The following is an 18,564-nucleotide window of genomic DNA, read 5'->3' as shown; positions in this document are numbered from 1 at the left end:
CAGATGACAGTAGGGGTGAGGCGGGGTGGCCGTGGCCACCTCGGCTCGAACAACTGCATTTATAGTGCTTCACTCGCAGTGGTTTCAAGTGTTTCTCCGGAACAGCCACAAAAAAATCGGCCCCGGGGTCCTGGCTCTCTGCGCCAGGGCCGATTCCGGGGCCGAACCGTGAGCCGGCCGTCACACCACCTGCGGCTCGCGCCACATGGGCCACATCCGCGGCCCGTCCGGCAGGTCGAGGGCGCTGCCGAGGTCGGTGAAGCCGAGCCGCAGATACAGCTCCCGGCCGCGCACGCTGCTCGCCTCCAGGTAGGCGTGCAGCCCTTCGCGGTCGCACCGCGCGAGCACCGGCGCGACCAGCGCCGAACCGATGCCCTTCCCCTGCCGCTCCGGCTTCACGCCGATCATGTGCAGGTACTGGTGCGGCCGGTCGGACGGGTGGATCTCCATCGTCAGGCGGCCGATCGTCTCGACGCGCTCGTTGCCCGGGTCGACGACCTGCCGCAGGTGCACGGGCCCGTCGGCGGCGCCCTCGGGCGCCGGGCCCGCGGGCACGGACCACCACAGGGCGACCCCCGAGCCGTCCTCGGCGATGTCGACGTACCCCTCGGCGAGGGCCATGTCGAGGAAGGCCTCCATCAGCCCGCCGTGCCGTTTCCGCCGCCACTCCTCGTCCGGGAACACCCAACTGCTCACCGGATCCCACATGAACGCCTCGTCGAGCAGCCCGACCACCTCGGCCCGGTCGCTCTCCTCGGCTCTCCGGATCGGCACGCCCACGACGTCTCCCCCTTCGCCTCGTCCTCGCCACATCGCCCTCGCCCCGGGGCCGGCCGACCCGGACCCGGCAACCCCGGGGCCCGGCCCGCCTCGCGGCCGTCAACCCCGGGCCCGGCGCGGCCGGTTGCAGCCTAAGTGATCACTTCGCGCACGACGATGGTCGTGCGGGCACCGGTTCGGAGGCGGCCGACCACGCCGCCCGGACCCGCACCGGCCGCCCCGCGACGCACGGCGAGCCGGTCGGCGTACGGCCCCCTGACCGCACGCCGACCGGCAGCGCCCCACCCCCTCCCGCATCACCGGCTGCCCTTGGACGACCGTCGAACCCCCGGCGGAGCGCCCCCTCTCACGCCCCGCCGAAAGCCCCCGGACGGTCAGTGCGACCGGCGTGTGACGAACTCCGCGAGTGCCAGCAGGCCACCCGCACGCTCCGGGTCGGGGACCGCGCGGGCTAGTTCCCCGAGCGCCCTCGACATCCGGTCCGCGGCGTGGAGCTGCGCCCAGTCGCGGCCCCCCGCCCCCTCCACGGCGCGGGCCATCCGTTCCAGGTCGCCCTGGTCCGGCTCCCGGCCGTACAAGTCGGCGAGCTCCGCCCCCTCGGGCGTGCCGGAGGCCAGCGCGGCGACCACCGGCAGCGACTTCTTGCGGGCGGCGAGGTCCGCGCGCGCGGGCTTGCCGGTGCGCACGGGGTCCCCCCAGATGCCGATCACGTCGTCGATGAGCTGGAAGGCGAGCCCCGCCTGCCGGCCGAACGCGTCGAGCGCCTCCACCGTGTCGGCTCCCGCGCCCGCGTACACCGCGCCGATCGCGCAGGCGCAGCCGAGGAGCGCGCCCGTCTTGGCCTCGGCCATGGCCAGGCACTCCGCGAGCGAGACCTCGTCCGGGCCCCGGCTCTCCAGGGCGCAGTCGGCGTGCTGTCCCGCGCACAGCTCGACGACGCAGGCGGCCAGGCGGGCGGCCGCCGCCGGGGCCCCCGGGTGGGGGTCCTCGGCGAGCAGCCGCTGTGCAAGGGCCTGCAGCGCGTCCCCGGCGAGGATCGCGTCGGCGTCGCCGAACACGGTCCACGCGGTGGGGCGGTGTCTGCGGGTCGCGTCGCGGTCCATGACGTCGTCGTGGAGCAGCGTGAAGTTGTGCGTCAGCTCCACGGCGGCGGCCGCCCTCGCCGCGCTCAGCGGGTCCCCGCCGATGGCCCGGACCGCGGCCAGGACGAGGGCGGGCCTGATGGCCTTGCCCGCGTTCCCGGCCGCGGGCGTGCCGTCGGCGTGTTCCCATCCGAAGTGGTACAGCGCGATGCGGCGCAGCGAACCCGGCAGGGAGTCGACCGCGGCGCGCAGCTCCGGGTCGACGCACAGGCGTGCGGACGTCAGGATCTCCGCGGCCTCGTACCCCTCCCCGAGGGCCTGCCCTCGCGCGCGGGGCACGCGTTCCGTCATGTCCGTGGTGTCCGTCATGGACTCACTCCGGCGGGGCGGCGGACGGTGGCGGATCCTGGGCCTGCGGGCGCGTACGCCAGGGGCCTACCCGCTGGCGCGCCCGCGGACACGGGCGGCTGCCCGCCGCCCGTCCCGGCAGGGCGTCGCCTCACCTCCACCGGCCGATCTCGACGTTCTCCAGAATGCCGAGCGCGTCCGGCACCAGGACGGCCGCGGAGTAGTACGTCGACACCAGGTAGGAGATGATCGCCTGGTCGCTGATGCCCATGAAGCGCACGGACAGGCTCGGCTCGATCTCGTCCGGGATGCCCGCCTGGTGCAGCCCGACGACGCCCTGCTCGTCCTCGCCCGTACGCATGCAGATGATCGAGGAGGTGCGCTCCTCGGTCACCGGGATCTTGTTGCACGGGAAGATCGGCACGCCGCGCCAGGTGGGGATGCGGTTGCCGGACACCTCGATGGTCTCGGGGACGAGGCCGCGCTTGTTGCACTCGCGGCCGAACGCGGCGATCGCGCGCGGGTGCGCGAGGAACAGCTTCGATCCGCGCCTGCGCGTGAGCAGTTCGTCCATGTCGTCGGGGCTCGGTACGCCGTCGTGCGGCTGCAGGCGCTGGTCGTACTCGCAGTTGTTGAGGAGTCCGAACTCCCGGTTGTTGATGAGTTCGTGCTCCTGGCGCTCCTTCAGTGCCTCCACGGTCAGCCGCAGTTGCTGCTCGGTCTGGTTCATCGGCTGGTTGTAGAGGTCGGCCACGCGCGTGTGGATGCGCAGCACGGTCTGGGCGACGCTCAGTTCGTACTCGCGCGGTCGCGCGTCGTAGTCCACGTACGTGCCCGGCAGGACCGCTTCGCCCACGTGGCCCGCGGAGAGGTCGATGGGGGCCTCTCCGTAGTTGTTGGTGCGCTGGGCCGGAACGGCCCGCAGGCGGTCGAGGTGGGCCCGCAGGGACTCGGAGCGCTCCGCGACCTGTTCCAGGTCCTGGCGCGGGAGCGTGAGGACCGTACAGGCCGTCACCGCGCGGACCGTGTACTCCCAGATGGTCTCCGGGTCGATCAGGGCCTGCTCGCCGAAGTACGCGCCGTCGGCGAGCGTGCCGAGGACCGTGTCGTCTCCGTAGGGCCCCGTGCCCACCTTCTCGGCGCGGCCGTGGGCCAGCAGGAACACCTCGTCGGCCTGGCTGCCGAACGACGTGAGGACCCCGCCCGCCTCGAACTCGCGCTGCTGGCAGCGGCGCGCCAGCTCGCCGAGCACCTCCTGGTCCTCGAAGTCCCGGAGAACCGGCAGCTCGCCGAGCTCGGCGGGGATCACCTCGACGCGATCTCCCGTCTTGACGAACGTGACACGGCCGTCCCCGACCGAGTAGCTCGTCCTGCGGTTCACCCGGTACGTACCGCCTTGCACCTGCACCCAGGGCAGCATCCGCAGCAGCCAGCGGGAGCTGATCTCCTGCATCTGCGGTGCGGACTTGGTGGTGGTGGCCAGATTCCGCGCGGCGGATGTGCCGAGACTCTGCTGCGGCTGGTCCTGCTCCGAACGGATCTCTTCGCCTACCGACATGGACAATGCCCTCCCAATCAATGCGCTGACCTGGCTCGCAACCCTTCCAGCACGCTGAGTACGGGCGCCATTACACAAATGAGCGGGAATGGATCGAGGTGGACGGGGCACATTGCCGCTAACCAGGCCCGATCCCTCGTACGTCCGTCCAGGACCCTCGACGACGGCGCTCCGCGCGTCCCCAGAAGCGGAATATCAGCCGCCGAGCCGAATGATTCCGGCCAACCCCTGAGGTGCGGGCCGACCGGCTGACACGGGCGCGCACCGGGTACGGCGGCGGGGCGAGGGGGAACTCCAAGATCCGTGCGTTCGTTCACAAGGGCGAGCGCAGCGTACGCACCATCAGCACCGAACCATCGGGAGAAGCGACATGGCAGGCTTCCTGGACCGCGCCAGAGAACAGGTGCAGCAGGGTCTCACCCAGGGCAAGCAGAAGCTGGACGACGTCCAGGCGCAGCGAGCGGGCAACGACCTGCTCAAGCAGCTCGGCGCGGCGTACTACGCGGAGCGGCGCGGCAGCGGCACTCCGGACGCCACCCAGCAGGCGCTCTCCGCCCTGGAGACACACATCGCGACGCACGGCGACGGCTTCCTGCGCGCCTGACCGACCCGCGCCGACCAGCCCCTTCGGCTGACCGGAACGACTCGCACGGTGCCCGAACAGATGGTTCGGGCACCGGCGGTTCCGGTACAAGCTGCGTACGAGGCGGTTCGCGACCGGCGACCGTCGCGCCCGCAAAGGAGGCGGTCATGGCCCCACCCATGTCCGCGAACAGGTTCCTGGCCCTGTTGAAGGACGAAGGCGTCACGGTCGTCGAAGTCGGCAACTGGCGCGAGCACAACCGCAATCACGTGGGCCCCTGGGGTCCGGTGCACGGCGTGATGATCCACCACACGGTCACGTCCGGCACGGAGCAGACCGTGCGCATCTGTCGTGACGGCCACTCCACCCTGCCCGGCCCGCTCTGCCACGGCGTCATCACCAAGGACGGCCGGGTCCACCTCGTCGGCTACGGCCGCTCCAACCACGCCGGACTCGGCGACGACGACGTCCTGCGCGCCGTCATCGCGGAGAAGCGCCTCCCTCCGGACAACGAGGCCAACACCGACGGCAACCGCCACTTCTACGGCTTCGAGTGCGAGAACCTCGGCGACGGGGACGACCCCTGGACCGAGGAGCAGCTGGACGCCATCGAGAGGGTCTCGGCCGCCGTCTGCCGCCACCACGGCTGGACCGAGCGCTCCGTCATCGGTCACCTGGAGTGGCAGCCCGGGAAGATCGACCCCAAGGGGTTCACGATGGACTCGATGCGGGAGCGGATCGGAGAGCGACTGAAGTAGTCCGCGAGGCCTCGGACGACTCAAGCAGTCCGCGAGGCCCCGACCAGGCGCTTTCCCCTTTCCGCGCCTCTTCCCCCAACCCCCCACCTTCGCTCCGCCACGCTCCACCAGACCCGGCCCGCCCACCACGAGGGAGAATGGCGGGGTGCCCCCCACCCCGCCCACCTCCGCCCTGCGGCCCCGGCTCCCCACTCCGCTCCAGCCGGTCACGGACGCCCGTTTCGAGGCCCGCGACGTCCGCCTGCTCCTCAAGCGCGACGACCGGATACACCCGGACCTGCCCGGCAACAAGTACCGCAAGCTCGCCCTCAACCTGGAGCGAGCGCGCGCGGCGGGCCACCGGACGCTGCTCACCTTCGGCGGCGCCTACTCCAACCATCTGCGGGCCACCGCCGCGGCGGGCCGCCTGCTGGGCTTCGCCACCGTCGGCGTGGTGCGCGGCGACGAGCTGGCCGACCGCCCCTTGAACCCGTCGCTCGCCCGGTGCGCGGCGGACGGCATGCGGCTGCGCTTCGTCGACAGATCGACGTACCGGCAGAAGACGGATCCCACGGTCCTGGCCGCGCTCCAGCGGCAGACGGCCACCGAGGACGCGTACGTCATCCCTGAAGGGGGCAGCAACTCCCTCGCCGTCCAGGGCTGCACGGCGCTCGGCGCGGAGCTGCGCGGCCACACCGACGTCGCCGCCGTCGCCTGCGGCACCGGCGGCACCCTCGCGGGCCTGGCCGCGGGCCTCGCCCCGGGCCAGCGCGCGCTCGGCATACCCGTCCTCAAGGGCGACTTCCTGGGCCCCGAGATAGCGGGCCTGCAACGCGCCGCCTTCGGCGCCCCCGGCACCAACTGGACCCTCGACGACCGCTTCCACTGCGGCGGCTACGCCCGCACCACCGGCGAACTCACCGCCTTCGCCGACGACTTCGAGCAGCGCCACGGTCTCCCTGTGGAGCGCGTGTACGTGGCCAAGCTCCTGTACGCGCTGACCGCGCTCTCCGAAGAGGGCGCTTTCGCCCCTGGGACGACGGTCACGGCCGTCATCACGGGCACGCCGCCCGGCTGACCCGCCCCTGGACCATCCGGCCCGCCCCGGCCTCGCGAGGCAGCCCTCCGCTCACTCCTCGATCTCCCGGTGGGCCGCCGCCTCCTCCAGGTCCAGCTTCCGCAGCAGGGTCCGCAGCAGCTCGTCGTCGATGCGCCGCTCGTCCCGCATCCGTACGAACACCTCGCGCTCCGCGGCGATCGCCTCGCGCGCGAGCCTGCGGTAGGTGTCGTCCACGGACTCCCCGGTGACGGGGTTGGGCTGGCCGAGCCGCTCCCACACCGAGTTGCGGCGCCGCTCGAGAACGGTGCGCAGACGGTCCTCAAGGGGCCCTGGCAGCCGGTTGCGCTCGTCCTGCATCAGCTCCCGCAGCCGGGCCTCCGCGGCCTGCGAGGCGGCGTTCTGGGCCTGCGCCTCGGCCAGGGTCTGCGCCTGCGCGTCCCGCCCCGGCACCTTCAGGACCCGGATCAGCCACGGCAGCGAGAGCCCCTGGACCACCAGCGTCCCGATGACCGTCGTGAAGGTCAGGAAGAGCACGAGGTTGCGGCCCGGGAACGGCTCGTCGTCGTCCGTCATCAGCGGGATGGAGAACGCGATCGCGAGGGACACCACGCCCCGCATCCCGGCCCAGCTGACGATCAGCGGCCGCCGCCAGTCCATGTCGCCCTCGCGCTCGCGGATCCGCGCCGACAGCGCACGCGGCAGGTACGTCGCCGGATACGACCACACGAAGCGCACCACCACGACGCACACGAACACCGCGACGGCGTACCAGATCGCCTGCCCGACGCTGTACTCGCCGAGTTCCCCGAGCACCACGGGCAGCTGCAGCCCGATGAGCGCGAAGACCGCCGACTCCAGGAGGAAGCCCACGACCTTCCAGACCGCGGCCTCCTGGAGTCGCGTCTCGAAGTCGACCTGCCAGGAACGGTGCCCCAAGTAGAGGGCCACCACGACCACGGCGAGCACTCCGGAGGCGTGGAACTGCTCCGCGGCGGCGTACGCGACGAAGGGGATGAGCAGCGACAGCGTGTTCTGCAGCAGCGATTCCTTCAGGTGGGTGCGCAGCCAGTGGATCGGCACCATCAGGATCAGCCCCACGCCGATCCCGCCGACCGCGGCCACCAGGAACTCCCGGATGCCGCCGCCCCAGCTCGCGCCCTCGCCGACGGCCGCCGCGAGCGCCACCTTGTAGGCGGTGATCGCGGTGGCGTCGTTCACCAGGGACTCGCCCTGGAGGATCGTCGTGATCCGCGAGGGCAGTCCCACACGGCGCGCGATGGCGGTGGCCGCCACGGCGTCCGGCGGCGCGATCACCGCGCCCAGGACGAGCGCGGCGGTCAGCGGAAGATCGGGGATCAGCAGATAGGCGAGCCAGCCGACGACCAGTGTCGCGAACAGAACGTAACCAACGGAGAGGAGCGCGACGGGCCGCACATTGGCCCGCAGATCCAGATACGAGCTCTCCAGGGCGGCCGTGTGCAACAGCGGCGGCAGGATCAGCGGCAGCACCACATGCGGGTCGAGGTGGTATTCCGGGACCCCGGGTACGTACGCCGCGATCAGGCCCACGCCCACCAGGAGCAGCGGCGCGGGCACCGGGGTGCGGCGTGCGGCACCCGCGACCGCGGCGCTCGCGGCGATCAGCGCCACCAGGGGCAATACGTCCATCGGCTAGGCCCTCCGCCGTCCGCTCTCCCGTCGTAACCTGGCCATCATGAACGAGTGCTCGCACGTCAGCGCGCTGCCCCACCCCGAACCTGCCCCCCTGAGCGAAACGTGCCTGGAATGTCTCGCGGCCGGCAGCCACCCCGTGCAGCTGCGGCTGTGTCTGCTCTGCGGGCACGTGGGCTGCTGTGACTCCTCGCCCTTCCAGCACGCGACGGCGCACTTCAAGGAGACCGGGCATCCGGTGATGCGGACCTTCGAGCCCGGCGAGAAGTGGCGTTGGTGCTTTGTCGACGGTTCGATCGTCTGAGGCCTGGGTACGTCAACCCGACGCTCGTTCTTTCCAATTGGGTCCGCGAAACCCCTAGCCACTGTCCGTACCCGTAGGCTTACTATGAGTGACAGCAACGGGGTGGGGCCCCGGGACACGGAACTGAGCAGCGCGGTAGCGTCACCGCTGAAAAACGTGGTGCGTCACCCGTGTGACGCAGTCCGGACCGCCGCGGCGCGACGGCCGGAGCCCCGAAAGTGCTTGTACCACCTTGGAGGTGAGGGTGTCCCAGATCGCAGGCGAGCCCGGGAATCAGGACTTCGTGGAGGTCCGCCTTCCGGCTGCGGGTGCCTACCTGTCGGTGCTGCGTACGGCCACGGCCGGCCTCGCGGCGCGCTTGGACTTCACCCTGGACGAGATCGAGGACCTCCGCATCGCTGTCGACGAGGCGTGCGCGATCCTGCTCCAGCAGGCCGTGCCCGGTTCCGTGCTCAGCTGCGTCTTCCGGCTCGTCGACGACTCCCTGGAGGTGACCGTCTCGGCGCCCACCACGGACGGCCGTGCCCCGGAGCGCGACACCTTCGCATGGACCGTCCTCTCGGCCCTCGCGGGCAAGGTGAACTCCTCGGTCGCCGACGACAAAACCGTTTCGATCAGCCTCTACAAACAGCGCGGCGCGGGACCCGGGCCGGCGTGAGGAACGGGGACGGGCCGGTGCGGGACGAAGAGCGCGGCACACGTGGCACACACGGTCTGCCCGCCCGCGGCAGGGGCGGCACGCGTCCGGCCTCCGGGCGCGGTCCGGTGGAGCCGGGGCCTGCCCCGGGCGGCATCCCCGAGCAGCAGGCCAGGCCGCACCCACAGGACCCGGAGCAGCAGGGTCAGCGGGCGGCGGCAGGGACGGCCGCCGCGCGAGAGCAGGCAGAGCCGACCGCCGGGGACGGGACCGACGAGCTGTCCGGCCCGGGCGGGCGACAGGACCAAGCAGGCGCCGCACGCAGGGGGTCCCCCCGGGCGTCCAGCACTGGGGGCGATTCCCCAGAAGGGCGGCGGCGGGTGACGGGCGGGACGATGAGCGAGCACGAGCAGCACAGCCGGCACGATCCACAGGACCGCAGCGGCGCGCGGGCGAAGTTCGTCGAGCTGCGCGCCCTGGAGAACGGCAGCGCGGAGTACGCGGAGCTGCGCAATCAGCTGGTCCGCATGCATCTGCCGCTCGTGGAGCACCTGGCCCGCCGCTTCCGCAACCGCGGCGAGCCCCTGGACGACCTGACCCAGGTCGCCACGATCGGCCTCATCAAGTCGGTGGACCGGTTCGACCCGGACCGCGGCGTCGAGTTCTCCACGTACGCCACCCCGACGGTCGTCGGTGAGATCAAGCGCCACTTCCGCGACAAGGGCTGGGCGGTGCGGGTGCCGCGGCGCCTGCAGGAGCTGCGGCTCGCGCTGACGACGGCCACGGCCGAGCTGTCGCAGCTGCACGGCCGCTCCCCGACCGTGCACGAGCTGGCCGAGAAGCTGGCGATCTCCGAAGAGGAGGTCCTGGAGGGCCTGGAGTCGGCGAACGCGTACTCCACGCTGTCCCTGGACGTCCCGGACACGGACGACGAGTCACCGGCCGTGGCGGACACCCTCGGCGCCGAGGACGAGGCCCTTGAGGGCGTCGAGTACCGCGAATCCCTCAAGCCGCTCCTGGAGGACCTGCCGCCGCGCGAGAAGCGCATCCTGCTGCTGCGGTTCTTCGGGAACATGACGCAGTCGCAGATCGCCCAGGAGGTCGGCATCTCCCAGATGCACGTCTCCCGGCTGCTCGCGCGCACCCTGGCGCAACTGCGCGAAAAGCTCCTCGTGGAGGAGTGAGCGAGGAGCGAGCGGACCGCACGGCCGCACAGCGACGCCATTGGGGGCGGCGAGGATGTCCTCGCCGCCCCCAATGGCGTCCGTACGACCTCGTGCCGGTCCGTACCGGCTACTTGCTGCCTTCTTGTACGTCGCCGGGCCTGCCGATGCCGAGCGCCTCGGTGGTGGCGGGGTGGATCAGCAGCACCAGCGTCGCGACCGCGATCGCCGCGAGCGCGATGCCGCCGGGGATCATCGCGCTGTCCGCCTGGAGCAGCTGCCAGGCCACGGGCAGGGCCATGATCTGCGTGATGATCGCGGGCCCGCGCGCCCAGCTGCGCAGCCGCAGCAGACCGCGCGCGGCGAGCAGCGGAAGGAGCGCGAGGACGATCAGCGTGACGCCGCCCGTCGTCGCCTGGCGCGGGTTGTCGGGGTCGCCCGCGAGCCCCATGACGAGCATGTAGGCACCGCCGACGACGAGGGCCAGGCCCTCCAGCGCGGCGAGCGCCGCGGCGGCCGTGAGGCGCCCGGGGCGGGGGCCCGACGCGGGGGCTTCGGGGGTGGTCTTCGGCTCAGTGCTCACGCATCGAGGGTAGCCCCGGGCGTCCGGGGAGCGGCACGTCGGTATGGTTCGGGCCAGACCTCGGTCTGGGCCAGGTAAAGACCCCTAGGTAGTCTGCTGCGCATGCGTGCACTTCTCGTGGTCAACCCGGCGGCTACTACCACCAGTGCGCGCACACGTGACGTACTGATCCACGCGCTCGCGAGCGAGATGAAGCTGGAAGCGGTCACTACGGAGTACCGCGGTCACGCCCGGGACCTCGGCCGACAGGCCGCGGAGAGCAAGGACATCGAGCTGGTCGTGGCCCTCGGCGGCGACGGCACGGTCAACGAGGTCGTCAACGGTCTGCTGCACAACGGCCCCTCTCCGGAGAACCTGCCCCGCCTCGCCGTCGTCCCCGGGGGCTCGACGAATGTCTTCGCGCGCGCCCTGGGCCTGCCGAACGACGCCGTGGAGGCGACCGGCGCCCTCCTGGACGCGCTGCGTGAGGGAAGTGAACGCACAGTGAGCCTCGGCCGGGTCTCCGGGACCCCCGGGACGGATGACGAAGCGGTGCCGTCGCGCTGGTTCACGTTCGCGGCGGGGCTGGGATTCGACGCCGGTGTGGTCGGTCGGGTCGAACAGCACCGGGAGCGCGGGAAGCGCTCGACGCACGCTCTTTACGTGCGCCAGGTGGTACGCCAGTTCCTCGGCGAGGGCGACCGCCGGCACGGGTCGATCACGCTGGAGCGGGCCGGCGAGGAGCCGGTGACGGACCTCGTGATGTCCATAGTCTGCAACACCTCTCCCTGGTCCTACCTGGGGAATCGCCCGCTGTACGCGTCCCCGAAGGCGTCCTTCGAGACGGGCCTGGACGTGCTCGGACTCAAGCGTCTTTCGACGGCTTCGGTGGCCCGGTACGGCACCCAGCTGCTGCGGTCGACACCCGAACGCGGGCCCCACGGAAAGAACGCCGTCTCGCTGCACGACCTGACGGACTTCACCTTGCATTCGAAGGTGCCCCTCCCCCTCCAGATGGACGGCGACCACCTGGGGCTGCGGACGAGCGTGACGTTCACAGGCGTACGCCGTGCACTGCGTGTGATTGTGTGAGTGGAAGGGCCTAAAGTCCTTTCACTCGAACGTTTAGGCCAGGATCCACCCCATGGAAGTACGGCTGTGACTCAGTCGACACCGAGGAATCAAAAAAAACTTTCCGGAAGGGGTTGTATCCGCCGCCGAGGTTTGCGAATCTCTACATGGCGATCGGGACGGCCCGCAACATCGGCCTCTACAGGTCGCCAGAACCCCTCCTCTCACCACAAGGTCCGCCCCAGGCAACTGGGAGTCGACCCTTCCCGTGCGGGGGGATTCGTGAAAGCGTTCACATTCACAAGCAATCTTCATGTAAGACCAAGGAGAGGTAGCAGCCATGGACTGGCGTCACAACGCCGTTTGCCGCGAGGAAGACCCCGAGCTGTTCTTCCCCATCGGCAACACCGGTCCTGCGCTGCTGCAGATCGAGGAAGCCAAGGCCGTCTGCCGTCGCTGCCCCGTCATGGAGCAGTGCCTGCAGTGGGCGCTCGAGTCCGGCCAGGACTCCGGCGTCTGGGGTGGCCTCAGCGAGGACGAGCGCCGCGCGATGAAGCGCCGCGCCGCCCGCAACCGGGCGCGCCAGGCCAGCGCCTGACGCCCACGCCCCTTACGAGCCTGAGCTTGGCGGCGCGTGTGCCTGACGGCATTACTCCGTAGACAGCGCGTACGCAACCCCCGCCCCCGAGCCGCAGCCGCGCAGTACCCCCGATGCGCATCGCAACGTGAGCAGGAAGCCCCGGACCGACACGGTCCGGGGCTTCCTGCTGTGTGCGGCGCCCTGTGTCCCGCCACGCGGGACCGCCACTGTCTGTCACTGCCCTTGCTGTGTGCGGGTGCTACTTGTCGCCGCGTACCGGAATGTCCAGGACGACGCGGGTCCCCCGCTCCGGCGCCTTGACCATGTCGAACGTGCCGCCCAGCTCGCCCTCGACGAGGGTGCGCACGATTTGCAGGCCCAGGTTGCCCGAGCGATGCGGGTCGAAGTCGTCGGGCAGTCCGACGCCGTCGTCCTGGACGGTGATCAGGAGCCGGGCGTCCTTCGCGGTGCCGCCGCGGACCGCGGAGACCTCGACGGTGCCGGTCTCCCCCTGCGTGAAACCGTGCTCCAGGGCGTTCTGCAGGATCTCCGTGAGAACCATCGACAGCGGCGTCGCGACCTCGGCGTCGAGGATGCCGAAACGGCCCGTGCGCCGACCCGTGACCGTACCGGGCGAGATCTCGGCGACCATGGCCAGGACACGGTCGGCGATCTCGTCGAACTCCACGCGCTCGTCCAGGTTCTGGGAGAGCGTCTCGTGGACGATGGCGATGGAGCCCACGCGCCGCACCGCCTCCTCCAGGGCCTCGCGGCCGGAGACGGAGTCGATGCGGCGCGCCTGCAGGCGCAGCAGAGCGGCGACGGTCTGGAGGTTGTTCTTCACCCGGTGGTGGATCTCCCGGATGGTGGCGTCCTTGGTGATCAACTCTCGCTCGCGGCGGCGCAGTTCGGTGACGTCCCGCAGCAGTACGAGCGAACCGATGCGCGGCCCCTTGGGCTTGAGCGGGATGGCGCGCAGCTGGATCACGCCGTCGCCGCCCTCGATCTCGAACTCGCGGGGCGCCCAGCCGCTGGCGAGCTTGGTCAGGGCCTCGTCCACCGGGCCCCGGGACGGGGCGAGTTCGGCGGTGGCCTTGCCCAGGTGGTGACCCACCAGGTCGGCGGCGAGGCCGAGGCGGTGGTACGCGGAGAGGGCGTTCGGCGAGGCGTACTGGACGATGCCGTCCGCGTCCAGGCGCAGCAGTCCGTCGCCCACGCGCGGGGAGGCGTCCATGTCGACCTGCTGCCCCTCGAAGGGAAACGATCCCGCGGCGATCATCTGCGCGAGGTCGGACGCCGACTGGAGGTAGGTGAGTTCGAGGCGCGAAGGGGTGCGCACCGTAAGGAGGTTGGTGTTGCGGGCGATGACTCCGAGGACGCGCCCCTCCCTGCGTACGGGGATGGACTCGACCCGCACCGGCACTTCCTCGCGCCACTCCGGGTCGCCCTCGCGCACGATGCGCCCCTCGTCGAGGGCCGCGTCGAGCAGCGGGCGGCGGCCGCGCGGGACGAGGTGGCCGACCATGTCGTCCTGGTAGGACGTCGGGCCGGTGTTGGGCCGCATCTGCGCGACGGAGACATAGCGCGTGCCGTCGCGCGTGGGCACCCACAGCACGAGGTCGGCGAAGGAGAGGTCGGAGAGCAGCTGCCACTCCGAGACCAGCAGATGGAGCCACTCGAGGTCGGAGTCGCCGAGGGCCGTGTGCTGGCGTACGAGGTCGTTCATGGAGGGCACGTGTGCGAGCGTACCTGGCGGTCCGGACGGGCCCGGGTGTTCGTCTCCCGGTACGGGATGTTCGGTACGGGGTCGATGGTCGCGGCCGTACGTGGTGGCGGCGCCGGTCCCCGTCGGGCAGCGGCGCCGGGGCGGGACCCTCAACCCGACCCCAACACCGCGGCCCTTCAGGTGCATCGGCAGCCAGAATGTGCGGTACCGGCCGCCGACTGAGGAGTGCCCGGCGCGGTCAGGGCAGAGAGCACCGGCTCCTCGGCCGCTCTTCTGTGCGGGAAGAGCGGAGCTTTACTCCCGCATTGTGGACTAGACCATTCTCCCATGTCTATGCGTGGGACACGGTTTGTTGTCGGATCTTCCTCCAGAATCGGGGGCAGGGCCAGCATGAGGGGCAGGGCCGGGCCCGGCGGGGAGCCCGGGCCGGGACCTCACCCGACCGCCGCCGCGACCTCTTCCGCGACCGCCGCCCGCTCCGACTCCCGATCCGCCTCCCGGCCCTCCTCCCGGCCCGCCCTCATCCAGGCCTCCCCCGGACCTCCCCCAGGCCGCGCTCAGGCCTCCGGCCAGGCCCGCATCGCCAGGTCGACCACGGCCTGCAGGTTCTCCCTGGTGGCACCGTCGCGGGACTGCTGGGACAGGCCCTGGAACACCGCGCCGACGTAGCGGGCGACGTCCCCGGCGTCGACGCCGGCGGCGATCTCGCCCGCGTCGATGCCTTGCTGGATGCGGGCCGCGAAGGTCCCGACGTTCGCATTGCGCTGCTCGCGCAGGGTCTGCTCGATCTCCGGCGTGGTGCAGTTGGTCGCCGCGTGGATGACGAGGCATCCGTGCGGCTGCCCCGGCTCGGTGAAGGAGTCGGCGGCCTCGCGCAGGACGCGCTCCATCGCGGCGCGGGCCGTCGGCTCCTCGGCCAGCGCGCGCCCGCCGAAGGCTCCGTACGAGCCGGCGTAGCGCACCAGGACCTCCTCGAAGAGCGTCCGCTTGTCACCGAAGGCCGCGTACAGGCTCGGGGCGCCGATGCCCATCTCGCGGGTGAGGTCGGCGACGGACGTCGCCTCGTACCCGTGCTCCCAGAACTGGCGCAGGGCCTTCTCCAGCGCCGTCTCGCGGTCGAAGGAGCGCGGCCTGCCTCGCTGTTTCGTCGCCATGGGGAAAATTCTATAGCGGTCGCTAGAAAAGCGGTCGGCGATCCGGTACGGTTCTTTGTGTAGCGACCGCTAGAGAAAGTTGGGGGGCGCCTGATCATGGGTGCGCTGACGGAGAAGACCACCACCGCGCAGACTGCCGAGGCGGCGGAGCCGAGCGCGGGAGACGGGGCGCGGGCGAAGCGGCTCGCGGGCAAGACCGCCCTGGTCACGGGCGGAAGCCGGGGCATCGGGCGAGGGATCGCCGAGAGACTGGCCCAGGACGGCGCGCGGGTCGCCGTGCACTACGGCAGCAATGAGGCGGCCGCGAAGGAGACGGTCTCGGCGATCGAGCAGGCGGGCGGCTCCGCGTTCGCGATCGGCACGGAGTTGGGCGTGCCGGGTGACGCGGCAGCGCTGTGGGCGGCGTTCGACGCGCACGCGGACGGCCTGGACATCCTGGTGAACAACGCCGGAATCGGCACGTCGCGCTCGTTCACGGAAGCGGAGGAGGACGAGCACGACCGGCTGTTCGCGGTGAACGTCAAGGCGCCGTTCTTCATCACCCAGCTCGGCGCGGAGCGGCTGCGGGACGGCGGGCGCGTCATCAACATCTCGTCCGGCCTCTCCCGCGCCGCCGTGATGCCGCAGATCATGACGTACGCCATGACCAAGGGCGCCCTGGACGTCTTCACACAGAACCTGTCGAAGGTGCTCGGCGCCCGCGGCATCACGGTCAACTCCGTGGCCCCGGGCATCGTGGACACGGACGTCAACGCCGCCTGGCTGCGCGGCGAGGAGAACAAGGAAGCGTGGGAGGGCGCGGCGGCCATGTCGGCCCTCGGCAAGGTCGGGACACCGCAGGACATAGCCGACGCGGTCGCGTTCCTCGCCTCGGAGGACGGGCGGTGGGTGACGGGGCACTGGCTCGACGCGACGGGCGGGTCGCTGAGCTGAAGGGCCTCGGCCCGGCGGGGCAGGAGCAGGACACGGGCGGGCGTCGGGAGGATGGGTGCGCCCCGGACCGGGCCACCGGGAGGCCCTTCCCCCCTCGCCGCCTCACCCCTCCCCTCCCCGCCGCCTCACCCCTCCCCCATCACCCGCCCCGCCTCATCTCATCTCGTCTCCGTCACCTTGGCGAGGGCCCTGGGCGCGTCCGGGTCCTGGCCGCGGGCGATCGTCACCTCGTAGGCGAGGAGTTGGAGCGGGATGATCTCCAGGATGGGCTGGACCTCCTCGGGGACCCCGTCCGTCGGCAGGGCGAATCCGGCGGAGGCCTGCTCGACCTGGGCCTTGGGCCCGATGACCACGAGGTCGGCGCCGCGTCCCCGCAGCCGGTCGAGGACGGGCTGGAGCGCCTCCCCTCCCCTGCCGTCCGGCACGACGGCGATGACCGGCGAGATGTTGTCGACCATGGCGAGGGGGCCGTGCAGAAGGTCGGCGCCGGAGTAGGCCAGGGCCGGGATGTAGCTGGTCTCCATCAGCTTCAGGGCGGCTTCCTTGGCCGTGGGATAGCCGTAGCCGCGAGAGGTGATCACCATGCGCTCGGCGAAGCGGTAGCGGGCGGCGAGCGTCCGGATCTCCGGTTGGCGGGCCAGGAGGTCGGCGGCGAGATCGGGCAGCGGGCCGGCGGCGGCGCCGTCGCCGTCGCGCAGCCCCTCGATGAAGAGGTAGAGGGCGAGCAGGGACGCGGTGTAGGTCTTCGTGGCCGGGAGGGCCTTCTCCGGGCCCGCGAGGATGTCGATGTGGTGCTCGGAGACGGCGGCGAGCGGAGAGTCGGGGTTGTTGGTGACCGCGAGGGTGATGGCCCCGGCCTCGCGGGCGGCCTGGGTGGAGGCGACGAGGTCGGGCGAGCCACCGGACTGGCTCACGGTGACGACCAGGACGTCCCGGAGGTCGGGCTTGGCGCCGTAGGCCGTGGTCGTGGACATGGAGGTGAGGCCGCAGGGCAGACCGAGGCGGACTTCGAGGAGGTACTTGGCGTAGAGGGCGGCGTGGTCGGAGGTGCCACGGGCGGTGAGGAGGACGAAGCGGGGGCGTTGCGCGGCCACCTGTCGGGCGGTCTCGTGGATCGTCGGAGCACCGGTGCCGAGGAGCCGCCGCAGGACCTCGGGCTGTTCGGCCATCTCACGGGACATGATGCGGCCGGGCTGCTCGCTGTAAGGGGAGGACGACATCGCAGTCATGCTTCCCACTGTGCTTGCTACTGGCCGGGAGCGCTTGCCCTCCGGGTGGGGTGGGGGGGCGGATCCGGGCTGGGGGCCGTGCGTGCGGGAGGCTGGGCCCTGCGCGGGAGGCGGGGTGCGGTGGTGGGGCTGGCTGCCCGGGGGGGCGGGTCCACGGCTGCGGGCTGAGCCAAGTTCGACGCCGTGGGGGGGTAGGTCGCCGGGCTGTTGCCGAGGGTCGGTCGTTGGGGCGGGCGCCGAAGGCCGGTCGTCGGGGGGCGGTGGGCAGGAGTCCGGGGCGGGCGAGGGTGTTCTGGCTCATCGGGCGGAGGCGGGCTTCGGGCCGGAGCATGGACGTACGTGGCCGTACGTGGACGTACGCGTGTGCGGTTGGGAAACCGCTGGTGTCGTGGGCGTCCTTGGCGTCAACCCCCGCAATCCCCAGCGTCCGCCCCCTGCAACCCCGGGCGTCCAGCCCCTGCACCTGGGCCGTACAGCTCTGCTAGATTGGTCTATACCACACTCCTCCGAGCGCCAGTCCCGCTCCTCACCTACACCAGATCGGCAGGCTCAGCGTGGAAGTTGTCATCGTCCCGGACGCCAAGGCAGGCGGCGAGCTCATCGCGGAGGCCATGGCCGCCCTCGTGCGCCGCAAGTCCGACGCCCTGCTCGGTGTCGCCACCGGCTCGACCCCGCTGCCCATCTACGAGGCGCTGGCGGCGAAGGTCCGCGCGGGCGAGGTGGACGCGTCGCGGGCGCGGATCTGCCAGCTCGACGAGTATGTGGGGCTGCCGGCCGGGCACCCGGAGTCGTATCGCTCGGTGGTGCTGCGTGAGGTCGTGGCGCCGCTCGGGCTCGACGAGTCGGCCTTCATGGGGCCGGACGGCAGCGCCGCGGACGTGCAGGGTGCGTGTGAGGCGTACGACCGGGCGCTGGCGGAGGCGGGCGGTGTCGACCTGCAGTTGCTGGGGATCGGCACGGACGGGCACATCGGGTTCAACGAGCCGTGCTCGTCGCTGGCGTCGCGGACCCGGATCAAGACGCTGACCGAGCAGACCCGGGTGGACAACGCGCGGTTCTTCGACGGCGACATCGACCAGGTCCCGCACCACGTCATCACGCAGGGCATCGGCACGATCCTGGAGGCCCGGCACCTGGTGCTCCTCGCGACGGGTGAGGGCAAGGCCGACGCCGTGGCGGCGACGGTCGAGGGTCCGGTGGCGTCCGTGGTCCCCGCCTCGGCGCTCCAGCTGCACCCGCACGCGACGGTGGTCGTGGACGAGGCCGCCGCGTCCAAGCTGAAGCTGGCGGACTACTTCCGGCACACGTACGCCAACAAGCCGGCGTGGCAGGGGCTTTAGGCCTCCGGCCGGTTACGGACACGGCGCCGGGCGCCCCGCCAGTGGT

Annotated in this window: 18 protein-coding genes; 10 read left to right on the top strand and 8 right to left on the bottom strand. The window is 71.5% G+C overall.

What is annotated here, in order from left to right; translation table 11 throughout:
• Positions 1-180: 180 nt before the first annotated feature.
• From ACFVHO_RS29605 to ACFVHO_RS29595, 3 genes are all read right to left on the bottom strand, one after another.
• A complete protein-coding gene (locus tag ACFVHO_RS29605; protein ID WP_385721084.1) occupies positions 181-780 on the bottom strand; it encodes a GNAT family N-acetyltransferase in 600 nt (199 codons plus the stop codon).
• Between the two features lie 374 nt (positions 781-1,154).
• Positions 1,155-2,213, bottom strand: coding sequence for a family 2 encapsulin nanocompartment cargo protein polyprenyl transferase (locus tag ACFVHO_RS29600; RefSeq protein WP_385721185.1), 1,059 nt, complete (start codon positions 2,211-2,213; stop codon positions 1,155-1,157).
• Between the two features lie 148 nt (positions 2,214-2,361).
• Positions 2,362-3,768 carry a family 2B encapsulin nanocompartment shell protein gene (locus tag ACFVHO_RS29595; protein WP_385721081.1) on the bottom strand — a complete coding sequence of 469 codons (1,407 nt, stop codon included), beginning with the start codon at positions 3,766-3,768 and terminating at the stop codon, positions 2,362-2,364.
• 370 nt (positions 3,769-4,138) lie between these two features.
• Between ACFVHO_RS29595 and ACFVHO_RS29590 the strand changes: the two genes are divergently transcribed.
• From ACFVHO_RS29590 to ACFVHO_RS29580, 3 genes are all read left to right on the top strand, one after another.
• Positions 4,139-4,372, top strand: a complete 234-nt coding sequence (locus ACFVHO_RS29590; protein WP_385721078.1) for a hypothetical protein — start codon at positions 4,139-4,141, stop codon at positions 4,370-4,372.
• Between the two features lie 146 nt (positions 4,373-4,518).
• Entirely contained in the window at positions 4,519-5,109 is a 591-nt protein-coding gene (locus tag ACFVHO_RS29585; protein WP_385721077.1) for an N-acetylmuramoyl-L-alanine amidase, read from the top strand.
• A gap of 145 nt (positions 5,110-5,254) precedes the next feature.
• Positions 5,255-6,166 (top strand): 1-aminocyclopropane-1-carboxylate deaminase/D-cysteine desulfhydrase, encoded by a 912-nt coding sequence (locus tag ACFVHO_RS29580; RefSeq protein ID WP_385721074.1) that lies wholly within the window; start codon positions 5,255-5,257, stop codon positions 6,164-6,166.
• Between the two features lie 51 nt (positions 6,167-6,217).
• On the opposite strand, the gene ACFVHO_RS29575 is transcribed toward ACFVHO_RS29580, so the two are convergent.
• Positions 6,218-7,816 carry a Na+/H+ antiporter gene (locus ACFVHO_RS29575; protein WP_385721071.1) on the bottom strand — a complete coding sequence of 533 codons (1,599 nt, stop codon included), beginning with the start codon at positions 7,814-7,816 and terminating at the stop codon, positions 6,218-6,220.
• A 46-nt stretch (positions 7,817-7,862) separates the two neighbouring features.
• Between ACFVHO_RS29575 and ACFVHO_RS29570 the strand changes: the two genes are divergently transcribed.
• The 3 genes from ACFVHO_RS29570 to ACFVHO_RS29560 all read left to right on the top strand — a co-directional run bounded on the left by ACFVHO_RS29570 (position 7,863) and on the right by ACFVHO_RS29560 (position 9,944).
• Positions 7,863-8,123: a UBP-type zinc finger domain-containing protein gene (locus ACFVHO_RS29570; RefSeq protein WP_385721068.1), complete on the top strand. Its 261-nt coding sequence runs from the start codon at positions 7,863-7,865 to the stop codon at positions 8,121-8,123.
• Positions 8,124-8,367: 244 nt separating this feature from the next.
• Positions 8,368-8,781: an anti-sigma regulatory factor gene (locus ACFVHO_RS29565; RefSeq protein WP_030359877.1), complete on the top strand. Its 414-nt coding sequence runs from the start codon at positions 8,368-8,370 to the stop codon at positions 8,779-8,781.
• Complete coding sequence (locus ACFVHO_RS29560) at positions 8,778-9,944, top strand: RNA polymerase sigma factor SigF (protein ID WP_385721065.1); 1,167 nt, start codon at positions 8,778-8,780, stop codon at positions 9,942-9,944. Before ACFVHO_RS29565 ends, ACFVHO_RS29560 begins: the two co-directional genes overlap by 4 nt.
• A gap of 109 nt (positions 9,945-10,053) precedes the next feature.
• Here ACFVHO_RS29560 and ACFVHO_RS29555 read toward each other — a convergent pair whose 3' ends face one another.
• Entirely contained in the window at positions 10,054-10,506 is a 453-nt protein-coding gene (locus ACFVHO_RS29555) for a hypothetical protein (protein ID WP_385721063.1), read from the bottom strand.
• 102 nt (positions 10,507-10,608) lie between these two features.
• On the opposite strand from ACFVHO_RS29555, the gene ACFVHO_RS29550 reads away from it, so the two are divergent.
• Both ACFVHO_RS29550 and ACFVHO_RS29545 read left to right on the top strand, forming a co-directional pair.
• Entirely contained in the window at positions 10,609-11,577 is a 969-nt protein-coding gene (locus tag ACFVHO_RS29550) for a diacylglycerol/lipid kinase family protein (protein WP_385721061.1), read from the top strand.
• A 319-nt stretch (positions 11,578-11,896) separates the two neighbouring features.
• A complete protein-coding gene (locus ACFVHO_RS29545; RefSeq protein ID WP_016639615.1) occupies positions 11,897-12,154 on the top strand; it encodes a WhiB family transcriptional regulator in 258 nt (85 codons plus the stop codon).
• 241 nt (positions 12,155-12,395) lie between these two features.
• Here the strand turns inward: ACFVHO_RS29545 and ACFVHO_RS29540 are convergent, their stop codons facing one another.
• Complete coding sequence (locus ACFVHO_RS29540) at positions 12,396-13,862, bottom strand: sensor histidine kinase (RefSeq protein ID WP_385721183.1); 1,467 nt, start codon at positions 13,860-13,862, stop codon at positions 12,396-12,398.
• Between the two features lie 557 nt (positions 13,863-14,419).
• Positions 14,420-15,016 (bottom strand): TetR/AcrR family transcriptional regulator, encoded by a 597-nt coding sequence (locus ACFVHO_RS29535; protein WP_385721058.1) that lies wholly within the window; start codon positions 15,014-15,016, stop codon positions 14,420-14,422.
• 96 nt (positions 15,017-15,112) lie between these two features.
• On the opposite strand from ACFVHO_RS29535, the gene ACFVHO_RS29530 reads away from it, so the two are divergent.
• Positions 15,113-15,949 (top strand): SDR family oxidoreductase, encoded by an 837-nt coding sequence (locus ACFVHO_RS29530; RefSeq protein WP_385721055.1) that lies wholly within the window; start codon positions 15,113-15,115, stop codon positions 15,947-15,949.
• Between the two features lie 158 nt (positions 15,950-16,107).
• On the opposite strand, the gene ACFVHO_RS29525 is transcribed toward ACFVHO_RS29530, so the two are convergent.
• Positions 16,108-17,178: an SIS domain-containing protein gene (locus tag ACFVHO_RS29525; protein ID WP_385721052.1), complete on the bottom strand. Its 1,071-nt coding sequence runs from the start codon at positions 17,176-17,178 to the stop codon at positions 16,108-16,110.
• 554 nt (positions 17,179-17,732) lie between these two features.
• On the opposite strand from ACFVHO_RS29525, the gene nagB reads away from it, so the two are divergent.
• On the top strand, positions 17,733-18,518 hold the full coding sequence (nagB, locus tag ACFVHO_RS29520; RefSeq protein ID WP_385721050.1) for a glucosamine-6-phosphate deaminase: 786 nt from the start codon (positions 17,733-17,735) through the stop codon (positions 18,516-18,518).
• Positions 18,519-18,564: the final 46 nt, after the last annotated feature.

Origin of the sequence: Streptomyces sp. NPDC127108, assembly GCF_042677545.1 — a bacterium.
Lineage (GTDB): Bacteria > Actinomycetota > Actinomycetes > Streptomycetales > Streptomycetaceae > Streptomyces.
This window is presented reverse-complemented; position numbering and strand designations above follow the sequence as displayed.

Bases quoted from the DNA above. Each gene is read 5' to 3' on its own strand.
- ACFVHO_RS29540 (WP_385721183.1), bottom strand. From the start codon at position 13,862: ATGAACGACCTCGTACGCCAGCACACGGCCCTCGGCGACTCCGACCTC.
- ACFVHO_RS29535 (WP_385721058.1), bottom strand. From the start codon at position 15,016: ATGGCGACGAAACAGCGAGGCAGGCCGCGCTCCTTCGACCGCGAGACG.
- ACFVHO_RS29545 (WP_016639615.1), top strand. From the start codon at position 11,897: ATGGACTGGCGTCACAACGCCGTTTGCCGCGAGGAAGACCCCGAGCTG.
- ACFVHO_RS29525 (WP_385721052.1), bottom strand. From the start codon at position 17,178: ATGACTGCGATGTCGTCCTCCCCTTACAGCGAGCAGCCCGGCCGCATC.
- ACFVHO_RS29575 (WP_385721071.1), bottom strand. From the start codon at position 7,816: ATGGACGTATTGCCCCTGGTGGCGCTGATCGCCGCGAGCGCCGCGGTC.
- ACFVHO_RS29530 (WP_385721055.1), top strand. From the start codon at position 15,113: ATGGGTGCGCTGACGGAGAAGACCACCACCGCGCAGACTGCCGAGGCG.
- ACFVHO_RS29570 (WP_385721068.1), top strand. From the start codon at position 7,863: ATGAACGAGTGCTCGCACGTCAGCGCGCTGCCCCACCCCGAACCTGCC.
- ACFVHO_RS29590 (WP_385721078.1), top strand. From the start codon at position 4,139: ATGGCAGGCTTCCTGGACCGCGCCAGAGAACAGGTGCAGCAGGGTCTC.
- ACFVHO_RS29585 (WP_385721077.1), top strand. From the start codon at position 4,519: ATGGCCCCACCCATGTCCGCGAACAGGTTCCTGGCCCTGTTGAAGGAC.
- ACFVHO_RS29600 (WP_385721185.1), bottom strand. From the start codon at position 2,213: ATGACGGAACGCGTGCCCCGCGCGCGAGGGCAGGCCCTCGGGGAGGGG.
- ACFVHO_RS29595 (WP_385721081.1), bottom strand. From the start codon at position 3,768: ATGTCGGTAGGCGAAGAGATCCGTTCGGAGCAGGACCAGCCGCAGCAG.
- ACFVHO_RS29550 (WP_385721061.1), top strand. From the start codon at position 10,609: ATGCGTGCACTTCTCGTGGTCAACCCGGCGGCTACTACCACCAGTGCG.